Origin of the sequence: Rhodospirillum sp. A1_3_36 (genome assembly GCF_047263945.1) — a bacterium.
GTDB lineage: Bacteria > Pseudomonadota > Alphaproteobacteria > Rhodospirillales > Rhodospirillaceae > Rhodospirillum.
Map to the genome: position 1 here is coordinate 374,388 of NZ_JBLAVB010000005.1, position 11,737 is coordinate 386,124.

General features: G+C 59.3%; 10 protein-coding genes and 1 pseudogene. 7 read left to right on the forward strand and 4 right to left on the reverse strand.

Going from position 1 to position 11,737, the window contains the following annotated elements; all coding sequences use genetic code 11:
• Positions 1-14: 14 nt before the first annotated feature.
• Both ACLIRY_RS14305 and ACLIRY_RS14310 read right to left on the reverse strand, forming a co-directional pair.
• Positions 15-359: a cupin domain-containing protein gene (locus ACLIRY_RS14305; RefSeq protein ID WP_413206082.1), complete on the reverse strand. Its 345-nt coding sequence runs from the start codon at positions 357-359 to the stop codon at positions 15-17.
• On the reverse strand, positions 356-2,842 hold the full coding sequence (locus ACLIRY_RS14310) for an ATP-binding protein (RefSeq protein WP_413206083.1): 2,487 nt from the start codon (positions 2,840-2,842) through the stop codon (positions 356-358). Before ACLIRY_RS14310 ends, ACLIRY_RS14305 begins: the two co-directional genes overlap by 4 nt.
• A 706-nt stretch (positions 2,843-3,548) precedes the next feature.
• Between ACLIRY_RS14310 and ACLIRY_RS14315 the strand changes: the two genes are divergently transcribed.
• The 7 genes from ACLIRY_RS14315 to ACLIRY_RS14345 all read left to right on the forward strand — a co-directional run bounded on the left by ACLIRY_RS14315 (position 3,549) and on the right by ACLIRY_RS14345 (position 10,602).
• Entirely contained in the window at positions 3,549-4,418 is an 870-nt protein-coding gene (locus ACLIRY_RS14315; protein ID WP_413206084.1) for a penicillin-insensitive murein endopeptidase, read from the forward strand.
• A gap of 546 nt (positions 4,419-4,964) precedes the next feature.
• The gene (locus ACLIRY_RS14320; RefSeq protein WP_413206085.1) at positions 4,965-5,498 is read left to right on the forward strand and encodes a DUF882 domain-containing protein; all 534 of its coding nucleotides are present in this window, start codon (positions 4,965-4,967) and stop codon (positions 5,496-5,498) included.
• 214 nt (positions 5,499-5,712) lie between these two features.
• Positions 5,713-7,032 (forward strand): acetyl-CoA hydrolase/transferase family protein, encoded by a 1,320-nt coding sequence (locus ACLIRY_RS14325; RefSeq protein ID WP_413206086.1) that lies wholly within the window; start codon positions 5,713-5,715, stop codon positions 7,030-7,032.
• 397 nt (positions 7,033-7,429) lie between these two features.
• Positions 7,430-7,987, forward strand: a complete 558-nt coding sequence (locus ACLIRY_RS14330) for a DUF1499 domain-containing protein (protein WP_413206087.1) — start codon at positions 7,430-7,432, stop codon at positions 7,985-7,987.
• Positions 7,988-8,043: 56 nt separating this feature from the next.
• Positions 8,044-8,649 (forward strand): hypothetical protein, encoded by a 606-nt coding sequence (locus tag ACLIRY_RS14335; protein ID WP_413206088.1) that lies wholly within the window; start codon positions 8,044-8,046, stop codon positions 8,647-8,649.
• Positions 8,646-9,026, forward strand: coding sequence for a hypothetical protein (locus ACLIRY_RS14340; protein WP_413206089.1), 381 nt, complete (start codon positions 8,646-8,648; stop codon positions 9,024-9,026). Before ACLIRY_RS14335 ends, ACLIRY_RS14340 begins: the two co-directional genes overlap by 4 nt.
• 280 nt (positions 9,027-9,306) lie before the next feature.
• Positions 9,307-10,602: a TolC family protein gene (locus ACLIRY_RS14345; protein ID WP_413206090.1), complete on the forward strand. Its 1,296-nt coding sequence runs from the start codon at positions 9,307-9,309 to the stop codon at positions 10,600-10,602.
• Positions 10,603-10,754: 152 nt separating this feature from the next.
• Here ACLIRY_RS14345 and ACLIRY_RS14350 read toward each other — a convergent pair whose 3' ends face one another.
• Positions 10,755-11,516 carry a TlyA family RNA methyltransferase gene (locus ACLIRY_RS14350; RefSeq protein WP_413206091.1) on the reverse strand — a complete coding sequence of 254 codons (762 nt, stop codon included), beginning with the start codon at positions 11,514-11,516 and terminating at the stop codon, positions 10,755-10,757.
• Between the two features lie 3 nt (positions 11,517-11,519).
• Positions 11,520-11,737, reverse strand: a pseudogene (locus tag ACLIRY_RS14355) (1-deoxy-D-xylulose-5-phosphate synthase); the annotation flags it as partial.

Below are 11,737 nucleotides of genomic sequence, written 5' to 3' on the forward strand. Positions count from 1 at the left end.
TTCCTTCCCTGCGTTCAGGGCTCGCCACCGGGGAAGTGGACCGCCAACCAAATCGTCGGCTCGTCGGGATCCGTCCAGCTCACTCTGTGACGGCATCCGGCGGGCAAGGCGATCCAATCCCCCGGACCGAGCTTACGCTCACCTGTCTCCCCGGCCAGCCGAAGGCGTGCCCGCCCTTGGACCACCATCACCCATTCGTCCCAGTCCTGATCATACCAGCAGTCATCCGCTGTCACATGCCCATGAGAGACGATCCGCTCGACCCGCCCCCCCTGGGAGGCCCACAGATCCGTCATCTCTTCCTCCAAACCTGGAGGGGCAACGGGATCCATCAAGCAACCAACAATCGCTCCGCTCATGACATCTCCCCAGACAAGAACTCCGTATTCTGACCTAGGGGTGTTACAGGCACACTGGACCCCGCAGTTTTTGGCGCTCGAACCGGCAAGGTGATCACAAAACGCACCCCCAACTCCTCGCCGCTCTCCAGCGAGATCCGCCCTCCCAGCGATTGGGTAACCAGATTATATGCTATATTCATACCCAACCCTGTACCACCGGATCCCCGACGGGTCGTAAAGAAGGGATCGAACACCCGCGGTTGAACCTCCTTGGGAATACCGTGACCCGTGTCCGTATAGGTCACTTCGATCCACTCCTCTTCCAGGCGTCGGGCAACGACAGCGATCTCCCCCTCCGCCCCCTCGTCAAAGCCATGGAGAAGGGAGTTCATGACAAGATTCGTGACAATACGGAACAAGGCACCGGGATAGGTGTCCAGAACCAAGCCCGGGGCAATGTCCCGACGGACGGTGAGATTGGTTTTGCGAAGGCGCGGGTTCAGGCTGATCAGAATTTCTTCCACGTACTGCGCCAGATCGAAGACCCTGCGATCATCGGTCACTTGGTCAACGGCCACCTGTTTGAACCCCTGGACCAGTTCCGCAGCCCGCCGCAGGTTGGTGAAAATCAGACCGGCAGTTTCCTCCGCCTGAGCCAGAAACGTCTCCATCTCCGAGCGGCGCAAGGCATTGCCGCGGAACTTCCGGGTAACCTCCCGACATTCTTGATCAAGGAAGCTGGCTCCGGTGATTCCCGTACCCAGAGGCGTGTTGATCTCGTGGGCGATACCGGCCACCATCTGGCCCAGGGACGCCAGCTTCTCCGTCTGCACCAGGGTGTCTTGGGTAGCCCGCAATTCGGCCAAGGCCCGCTCCGCCCGGGTGCGGGCCGCATGGATTTCCCGTTCCGCCGTCTTTTGCAGGGTAATATCGGTCAGCATACCGTTCAAAATGACCTCGCCCGGCTCTGTGCCTGGAGCCGCAGCGGCCATCAACTGCCACCAGCGGACCTCCCCATTGCTCGCCGGGCGGCGACCTTCCTGAACCCACCCGCCCATATCCCGGGCTGCCAGACGGGAGCGGTCCAGCCAAACGTTTTGATCTGCCGGGCCAATACCCAAGGCGCGCCAATCTTCCAGAACCGCCTCGGGTGACACACCGAACAAGTCCTGGCAGCGAGGCCCCACATAAACGAAGGCTCCGCCCCCGTCCTTTTGGCCCCCGTCCTCTTGCGCGCCGTCTTTCTGGACCTCTCCTTCCGCCGGAACCAGGACCCGCCATTGGAACAGCATGCCAGGAACGTTTTCCGCCATGTCTCGGAAGCGCCGGTCGCTTATTCGTAGAGCCCGCTCCCGTTGATTGATGGCTGACGCATATTGCTCCAGGGCCCTGGCCATATCGCCCAATTCGTCGTCGGCATCCACGCTTTCCACATGCGGGGGGGCCTGCCCCGGGGGACGGAGCATGGCGTCCCGTAAACGAGCCAGGGGATCAAGCACCACCCGTTGCACATGCACGACAAGGATGCCGAACAACAGCAGGCAAACCAGGGACAGGACGACCAACATGACCGTCCGCTCTTGCAGATCCGAACGCGCCTGCCGGGCCTCCGCCTCTGCGGTCTCAGAAACGGCATCCATGAGCAAAGACGAAGCGGCCACCAGCATGGAGCTGACTTGCCGATCCCGAGCCAGGGTCCCTCTGATCGCCAAAAGAACACCCTTCAGGGCCTTCAAACTCTCGAAAACGCCCTGCTCCCCCAGGCCGATCTGTTTGATATCCGCTGTCAACGCGGCTATGGGCGCCCAAGGCCCCTCCTTGGGGAAGGTTTCCATGGTCGCGATATAGGTCTTGAATTTCTTTTTAAGGTGGATGGGCATATGGCCACCAACCGTGCTGAGCGAGCCCAGCAACACAACCACCGCCTCTCCAGCAGACTGGCGCCATTCCGCCAGAGCAAGAGTCATTTCAGGAGTTGTGCCGAGGTCCATGGTGATGGTTGCCACCTGAATATCCAGGGCCATCAACCGCTCCAGCAGATGTCGGCTCCTGTCCTCCAGGTTCAACCGCTTGTCCACATACTGCCCTAAAGTCACGGACAACTCGCTGAGTTCCTGGGACTGGGCGCGAATACTCGTCAGATTTGCTCCGTTGTTGTTGTCCTCGGACACCTCATCGATCAAGGCGTTGAGCCAATCCATCTGATCTTGGATCTGGGACCCAATCGTTTCCCGCTCTGTCGGTCCGGAGACTGCAGCCAAGGCCGGTGCCTGACCAACAACGCTTTCCGATTGCTGGCTCAAGTGAGACGCTGTTGCCATGGCCTTTAAGCTTTTGTCCGTAATGCGCGACAGGCCGGCGCCAATATCCAGGAAGGACAGCACAGCCAGGGAACAAACCGCAATCATCATCAAAAGCATAGCACCGAAAGCGGTGATAAGCCGCGCCTTGACGCCAAACCGAAAGCGGCGCGTGGCGCTCTTTGCCTCAGCAGCTATCACCGACCGCTCCATAGTCTACTGTAGCCGGGGTGCATGCATCCCCCCTCCGTCCAAAAAGGCATTCCCCTCGCCACCTTCGAAGAAGACGTCTCCCCAAAATACCTATCGAAAATCTTCCCATCGTCCCCCACCGGAGTGATAACCTGATCGACCCAACCTGAATCCAACCCCAGGGAGGCGGCCCCTTCGTCTTCCCAACAGAATAGCACAGCCCGGTCCGTTCGCCCGCCCTCTTCCAACTGCATTCCCTCCCCCTTCCGATACAGACTTACCCTGGCCCCCCACCTGCTCTTCACCGACAACCAAAGTGGAAGAACCGGGCAGAAGGGAAGGACCGGGCGCAGTATTGATTTTGCGCCGTGCCCCCCAAACCGCCATTGAAGACCATGTCGCAGCGCCCCTTTATGCAGCGCCCCTTTATAAGGGATAGCCAAGCCCCTTCGACGGTCGTCACGGCCATGTCGGCCAAATAGCGACTTATTTGATTCTGAGACGCAAAATCGGGACCGGAATTGGTTCTACCACGCACAGCCCGACGCTCCTGGACATCGCGCATTGCGACAAACCGGGGCAAGAAGCAAGAAACCCCGCCACTTTCTGACCCAATCCCCTTCAAGGCGCCGCACCCCCATTGAATTCCTATTCCCTAGCTCACTAAGCCATGAAACTATGACGTGCTTCCAGGAGTTTTATCAGGTTTTCTGCCATGATTTTTCTTTCGCTTCCTCGGGCACTGACCATATGCCTCACTCTTGGTATCTGTCTTGGCACCAAGATTGGGCGGACAGAGTCTCCCCTCCGCTGGTCGGATTCCCCAACCCCAACAGCCGGTCCAGCCCGGTCCCTTGGCGCAACCAACCTGGGGTGCCTCGTTGGCGGCGAGGCTTTGATTGCGGGGACGGGTCCCTTTGAAATCCTTCGTCCTCAGCGCAACCGATTTTGGGGCCATCCACTCCTGATCGCAACCTTGCGGGATCTGGCCCGGAACCTCAAGGCCAGGGGCCAAGCCCCCCTGCTGGTGGCCGACATGGGGTTGCCCAGGGGGGGCCCCATGCCCGACGGACACCGCAGTCACATGACCGGCTTGGATGCCGACATCTGGTTCAAGGGCGACAGGCCAGCCCCCCACGACCCGGCTTGGCTCGCCTCACCCACGGCTTTGTCTGCGGTGACGACCGATGGGCAGAGCGTTGACCCCGCCGTTTTCGACGTCAAAACACGCATCCTGTTAGATATCGCCGCACATGACCCGAGAGTCGACCGGATATTCGTCAATCCGGCCATCAAACGCGCCCTCTGCCAGGAGCGGGGCGAGGACCCGGACGCCGCTGTCTGGCTGGGCAAGCTTCGCCCCTGGTGGGGCCACGACCGGCACGCGCACCTGCGGCTGTCCTGTCCCGACACCTCTCCGGATTGCTTGCCCCAACCCCCCATTCCCCAAGGCACGGGCTGCGACGCGACCCTCGACTGGTGGTTCACCGAGGAAGCCCGTACGCCCAAATCGCCAGCGGGGTCTCCTCCGCCTCATTGGCCGCCCCCGCCCCCACCAATCTGCGCCCAATTGGCGACAGACTGAGCGCCCGACTCGATCGTCTACCAAGGAGCGATGTGGCAGACCCGCGGCAATAAAATGGGGCTTTGGACAATCGCCCAAACAGGCGAGACACGGTCGTGTCCCCTGTCATACCAAGGTGCGGTGAGTTTGCCTCACCGCACCTTGGAAGCGGCCAAGTGGCCGCCGCGCCTTATGGCGCGTAAGTGCCCGCCTGGCGTTTGAACGCAAGAAAAGCGGCGTGGGTTTAAACCCGCGCCGCTTGGTATAAGGCGCCTTGATCCAGGGATCCGCATCTTTCCGTCGATCCGCAACCGCGAGAAGACGGGCAAAACCTCCAAGGGAAATCGAACGAAGCGACAGAGATCGCCGAGCTTTCCCCATTGAACGTCCTATTGCGCGAATATCCACCAAGAATTTTCACCCTTTTCCGCCCATTTCCCATTGCATGCAACCCGAACCCTTGTGTAAAACCGATTCAACTAAAAAAACATGCTACCGCGCTCTGTTTTGTGAAAAGAGAAAGAGGAGTCAAACTCCGTGTATACAAAGGGAAAATTCACCCCGTCCGTGACGCGACGTGGATTTCTGGGAATCGCTGCGGGTGGGGCTGTTCTCCTGAACGCGCCAACTGTCTTCGCCAGCAAACGAGGGTCCTTTGAAAGGACCCTTTCGTTTTTTAACCTCCATACTGGCGAATCTGTCAAACGGACCTATTGGGCCGATGGCCACTATGACCCCCGGGCTCTGCGGGAGATCAACCATTTGCTGCGGGACCACCGCACGGGTGACGTGGCGACCATCGACCGCGATCTTTTGAACTTACTCCACCAGTTGGGCCAGACCCTGCGGACCTCCGAACCCTTCCAGGTAATCAGCGGCTATCGTTCGCCCAAAACCAATGAGATGCTCCGCAAGACCGGCGGCGGTGGCGTTGCCAAGAAAAGCTACCACATGAAGGGCATGGCCATCGACGTGAACCTGAAGGGCCGCCCCCTGAAGGACATACACCGGGCGGCCCTGAACCTCCAGTCAGGTGGCGTGGGATATTATCCCAAAAGTGGCTTCGTGCACGTCGATGTGGGCAAAGTCCGCTCCTGGTAGGAAGACCAACGGCCAGGGTTTGGCAGGGGCCACTTTCCCACCCCAGGGGTGGTGCTCCCCTTCCTCCCTGGTCCCTCCCTGACAGAAACCTTGCTCCAGAAAGGCCCTTTTCCGTTTAAGATATTATTGCATAGCGGAATCCGCAGTTCACGGGGGCGCCAACCCAGGGTATGTTTCCCGGATTATGTTCCTTTGAGGATCCAGGAGACCTTCCGTGGCCTATTACGACGAAGCCTACCAGAGCAAGCTGGTTGACCCTTCCCAGGCGGTGGCCCCGATCAAAAGCGGCTGCAATGTCATTCTGTCAATGGGCGTTTCCCAACCGCCTGCGCTGATGCAGGCGGTCGCAGATCGGGCTCGCTCGGGCTCCCTGGAGAACATCAAGGTCTATTACATGCATGCCAACGAGGCGGCGACCAAAACCTTGTTGGTCCCCGATCTCATGGAAACCGTGCGCCCCTGCCCCTTGTTCATGAGCGCCCACGACCGCGCCCTAGCCCAAAAGGGGTACGAACAGGGCAAACAATGGGTCCACTATGTGCCAGCCCTGTTCTTTCAGGCCCCGCGCCTGTTGACCGAACACATCAGCCCCGACGTGTTCCTGGTGACCGTATCGCCCATGGATAAAGCCGGGTTCTTCAGTCTGGGCACCAACTCTGACTATGGTGCAACCGTTGTCCGCCATGCCCGGCGGATTATTGTCGAAGTCAACGCCAACATGCCCCGGGTCTTCGGCGAAAGCCTTCTGCACATTTCCGACGTGGACGCCGTGGTGGAAAACCATGTGCCCTTGATGGAAGTGGCCCAGAAGGGGGCCTCGGATGAAGACACGATCATTGGTCGCACCATCGCCGATCAGATCCCCGATGGCGCCACCTTGCAAATGGGCATCGGCGGCGTCCCCAACGCGGTCATGGAATACCTCGCTGACCACAATGATCTGGGTTTACATTCCGAGCTGTTCAGCCCACCGATGGTCCAGTTGATCAAGAAGGGCGTGATGAATGGCCGCCGCAAATCGGTCCTGCCCTACAAACATGTCTTCACCCTGGCCCTGGGCGACACGGACATGTACGAGTTCATGGATAACAATCCCAGTGTCGTCGGTTATCCCGTGGGCTGGGTGAACAACCCCAGCGTCATCCGCAAGAACGACACCATGATCAGCGTCAACTCGGCCATCGAAGTCGACCTGACCGGCCAAATCAACTCGGAAAGCCTGGGAGGACGCGAGTTCTCCGGCCCCGGTGGCCAGCTCGACTTCATCCGGGGCGCCTATGCGTCCAAGGGAGGCAAGTCCTTCGTCGCGCTCCACTCCACCGCCAAGCAGGAGACCCTGTCCCGTGTTGTCTGCAAGCTGGGCGGTCCGGTTACCGACCCCCGCATGGACAGCCACCATGTGGTCACGGAATTCGGATGTGTCTGCCTCAAGGGCCTCACCCTGCCCGAGCGCGCCCGCGCCCTGATTGGCATCGCCCACCCCAAATTCCGGGATCAGCTTTTGGAAGAAGCCAAGACCTCAGGTCTGATCTGATCTAAACCCGGTCTGACCTGATCTAAACCCAGTCTGACCTGATCTAAACAAGGTGCGGAAAAACTCTTTTGTCGTCATTCCCAGGCAAGCGCTAAAGTATGCACGCTTCCCTGTGCCGCTCCGAAGTTAAAATAGTCCGTTGCTTTACTTCGTCATCCCCGTGAAAGCGGGGATCCAGGGTTGATTTCGGAGCCGTCAGTGAAGGGGGCTCAGATCGCGTCAACCGCATGGGTCCGTTGTCCCCACCCTGGAGTCCCGCACACGTGGGACTGACGACGAAAGAGTTTTCGGACTTTTTCCGCACCCTGCTAAAGTATATGGATAAGAGCGGCATGAGGAAAACCGCTGCACAGTTTTCCTCATTCCACTCCAGCACCGGCGGAGAGATCCGAATACCATGTCCGTCTCCATCACCCTGCTTGGCCTGGGCGCCCTCCTTCTGGGGGGAGCCTTCGGTTGGGCGGTGGTGACGGGGAACCCCCTGCCCACGGCGGCTCTCATGCCCGCGCCCCTGGCCCCGGTCGCAAACTTGGCCGCCCCGCCCTTTCCCAAGACGCCCAATTGGGCGCTCGCCCTTCCCCCTGACGCCCCGTCTCCCGATCCAGAGGCCGCCCGATCCGGCGTCATCCTGACCGCCCCCCGTTATCCCCTGTCAGCGAAGGCGCTGTTCCAGCGGGCCAGCGCCGTGATCGGGCAGCTGCCCAACGTCACCATAACCCACCAAGACCCGAAGACAGGGCGAATCGACGGCGTAGCCATCTCCCGCTGGCTGGGTTTTCCTGACACCATTTCCCTCCAGGTGATCCCGCTGGATAGCACCACCACATCCCTTATTCTCTTCAGCCAATCCCGTGTCGGCTATTGGGACTTGGGTGTCAATGCTCGGCGCATACGGACATGGCTGTGTCTGTTCGAGGTCTCCCCCTCGGATGGCAGGCCTTTGGGGGTTTCTTAACCCCTTTTGGGTCAATCTCATGTGAACACTAACGCTTCGCGCTTGAGGTTTTCCCAATGCTCACCATCCGTCTTCTTTTCGGTGCCGGCCTGGCTGCGCTTTTCGCCGCAGGAAGCGCTCTGGTTGGCGTGCCCATCGGACCAGTCACTGGCCTATGCTCCCTCGGCCTTTTCGTCCTCCCCTGCCTCGTGGCAAAAATACTGGGTGACACCAAGACGTTGCTCCCATCTGAAACCCTGGCGGAGCGCATGGGTGCCCAGATCACCGATAGCTTCACCGCCACCGGCGCCGCCCTTTTAGGCCGGGACGGACGTCCTTATGTCTTTTCCAGCATTTCACAAGCGAAGCGTTGCGCTAGACGCCACCTGAACGAGTATGGCATTATAGCCTGTGAAGGTCATTACTTCCTGACTGACCGACATCTTACCGACCGTGAGGCTGTCCGCACGCATATTCGCTCTACCTATGCCTTGGATCCCGGCGCAACCGGCCTCCCCGTCCTCCATCTTAATGGCAGCGCCCTGGAGGCTCCCAGGGCAATCCTCCCCGTTGACCGCCTTCTGGAAACCCGGGATGCCATGGTTCATGCCGCGCCCTTGGACCGTTTAACCCGGAAGTTGATAATGCAAGGGCGGCATATGGATCACATGGAAACCGCATGACAATTCGACCGGGAGAAGAATGGAACACCGCGCTGCGTCTCATGGAAGCAGCCGGAACCTGGGAAGAGCTCCGGGGGGACCTGGAGCGCTTGGGCCTGATCAGCGCCCTCAACGCCGACCAACGCCGTGCCTTGGCCACCCTGTGGGACCAGCGTGGCGTGGCAGCGCTCAGCGATCAGGCCCTTGTCGAGAACTTGGCGCACTGGGCTTCCGGTCTCGGCCGGGCAGAGCACCCCTTGGGCTTCAAAGCACCTCATCCCGACGCCCTGGTGGCCGAAGCGACACACCGCGGCTGGTTCACCAAATCCCTTCCCGGCGGCAAAACCATCGTCAACCCTCCGGACGGAAAACCCCTGATTGTTCCCTCCGTTTTGTAATACTTGATTGCCCCTCCCTTTTATACATAGAGGGCGATACCCATTCCAAAACCATAAAAACATTATCATTTTAGACATCAGAACAAGAGTATTTACGTCACATTTTACAAAGCCTCCTCGACGAATTCCGAGGAAACTGGCATATAGGAAACGGATGGTGTATTGGTCTCCGCGAAGGATATGGTGATCTTTTGGCCTATAACTGGGTCACAAGATCACCTTCTGCGTTCGTCTTTACGCGTAGACAGATATGGGCTCGGTCTCTAAGGGAGTTTTAGGTGTGATCGGTATCAAGCGTCTTTTCATATCAGGCTTGGCCCTTGGTTTCGCATTGGCTCCCCTGTCGGCCATGGCGGAATCCATCCAAAATCTTCTCCCCCCCGTGCTTCAGAACCATGACCGACTGGCTGCGACAAGGGCAAAGGTGGTGGCTTCAGAGAACCGGGCCAGGGAAGCCCTCGGCGCTTGGTTCCCGACCCTTTCCCTCGACGGCAACTATGGATTCGAGGAGAAAGTCCGACCCAATGCCAAGAATACTCAGCTTGATACCTGGGAATTTGACATCGCCCTCACCCAATTGCTCTGGGATTTTGGGGCGTCCAACGGCCAGATTGAAGCCGCACGCCTGGCCATGGGTCAAAGCAAAGCGATGTACGACGCGGAACGCCAAGGGCTGATTCTGGAAGCCACCCAAGCTTATATAAACCTGCTGCGCAGCGCCCGAATCCTGGAAATAGCCCGCCAATCCGAAGCCAACGTCCGGCGCCAAACGGGTTTGGAGCAGACCCGGGTAGATCGGGGGTCAGGTTTATCGACCGACGTGCTGCAGGCCAAGACCCAACTCGCCGGCGCGGAAGCCCGTCGAATCCAGGCAGAAGGAGCATTGGAGATTTCCAAGAATCGGTTCAAGGCCGTTTACGGTATTCTTCCGGGCGCTCTGACCGACTTGGTTCCCGTTGCAGGTCCTGACCCCTCCTCTCTTCCCGCCACTCTGGATGATGCCCTGGCCATGGCGCAGGACGATAACCCGTCCCTCAGAGCCGCAAAATTAGCCGCCGCTGTCCAACGTCAGGTGGTGCGAGCAACCCGAGGCAATTCCCTATTCCCAACCATTCAACTGGTTGGAGAGAATATCCATAAAAATAACGTAGACTCCGTTAGGGGCCATAAGATTGAGAACACCATCAAGGTCAAGGCAAGTTGGGATATCAACCTGGGCCTGACCGCCATCAATACCCTACGTGCCGCCCAATCCGACGCGGTTTCCGCCGACCGAACCTTCGCCGACAGCCGCAATCAGGTGGAGGAGAAAATTCGCAACGCATGGCAGAACCTGCAAACGTTCAGAGCCAACTCGCGGATCCTGGCCAATCAGGCAAATATCGCCAGTGAGTTCCTGAATCTGGCCAGACGGGAACGCCAATTGGGTCAGCGATCCCTGATCGACCTGCTAGCCGGTGAAACGGCCCTCTACAACGCCCAGGCAGACGCCTATTCAGCCCAGGCCGACGTGATCATCGCCTCCTATAACCTGATGGCCAACATCGGCACCCTGGAAATGGATCAGGTGAAATAGGGCCCATAGTCCAATTTCCCTGAATTGCCGGATGAAAAAGGGGACCCCTTGGGGTCCCTTTTCGCGTTTTGAGCCGAAAAAGGGAGAAGCGGTTTGCGTCGGGCATCGGCCGTGGTCCTTTCTTTGGGGCCTGTGCCGTTCTCTACCCAGCTTCATCCATTGAATTGGGTGAATTGGGCACCGATCAGAAATTCCACGTTGCCCTCGGGTCCCTTGATCGGGCTTTCGGTGAGTCCCAGAACCCTCCAACCCGGCAAGGCTCCGAGCCAATCCCGAATGGTCTCACAGACCTCTTCGTGCAGGGCCGGGTCGCGGACCACACCACCCTTACCCACCCGGTCCTTGCCCACTTCGAACTGGGGCTTAATCAAAGCCACCACATGGGCACCCGGAGCCGCCAACCCGAGGGCCGCAGGCAAGACTGTTCGCAGGCCAATAAAGCTGGCATCGCAAACGATGATATCTACCGGCTCGGGAATGACCTCGGCGGTCAGGTGGCGGGCGTTGGTCCGCTCCAAGACCAAAACCCTTTCGTCTATCCGCAGTTTATGGGCCAGTTGCCCATACCCCACATCCACGGCGTAAACCTTGGTCGCACCCCGGGTTAAAAGCACATCGGTAAAACCGCCCGTTGAGGCGCCCACGTCCAGACCAACCTGTCCGGCCACATCAAGGCCGAAGGCCTCCAGACCCTTTTCCAGCTTAAGCCCTCCCCTGGACACCCAGGGATAGGGTTGCCCCCGCAAGTCGATGGTCAGATCCGGAGAGACCTGTTGCCCCGCCTTGTCCAGACGCCGTTCCTCGGAAAAGACCAAACCGGCCAGAATAACCGCCTGGGCCTTGGCTCGGCTTTCCACCAACCCCCGGTCGACCAGAAGTTGATCCAGACGCATTTTCTTGGAAGCGGAGGCCATCTCCTAGGCCCTGGCTTCCGTCTCCAAGCTGTCCATATGCAGCGCCCCAAGCACGCGCTCGGCGATGCCCCGGGCGTCGATCCCTGCCTCGGCACATTGCACATCGGGTTTGTTGTGTTCGTAGAACTGGTCGGGCACATGTACCGCCCGCACCTTCAAGCCATCGTCCAGCAGACCCGCGTTGGCCAGGAAGGTGGTCACATGGGCGCCAAACCCCCCGT

Bases quoted from the DNA above. Each gene is read 5' to 3' on its own strand.
- ACLIRY_RS14305 (WP_413206082.1), bottom strand. From the start codon at position 359: ATGAGCGGAGCGATTGTTGGTTGCTTGATGGATCCCGTTGCCCCTCCA.
- ACLIRY_RS14315 (WP_413206084.1), top strand. From the start codon at position 3,549: ATGATTTTTCTTTCGCTTCCTCGGGCACTGACCATATGCCTCACTCTT.
- ACLIRY_RS14330 (WP_413206087.1), top strand. From the start codon at position 7,430: ATGTCCGTCTCCATCACCCTGCTTGGCCTGGGCGCCCTCCTTCTGGGG.
- ACLIRY_RS14335 (WP_413206088.1), top strand. From the start codon at position 8,044: ATGCTCACCATCCGTCTTCTTTTCGGTGCCGGCCTGGCTGCGCTTTTC.
- ACLIRY_RS14340 (WP_413206089.1), top strand. From the start codon at position 8,646: ATGACAATTCGACCGGGAGAAGAATGGAACACCGCGCTGCGTCTCATG.
- ACLIRY_RS14350 (WP_413206091.1), bottom strand. From the start codon at position 11,516: ATGGCCTCCGCTTCCAAGAAAATGCGTCTGGATCAACTTCTGGTCGAC.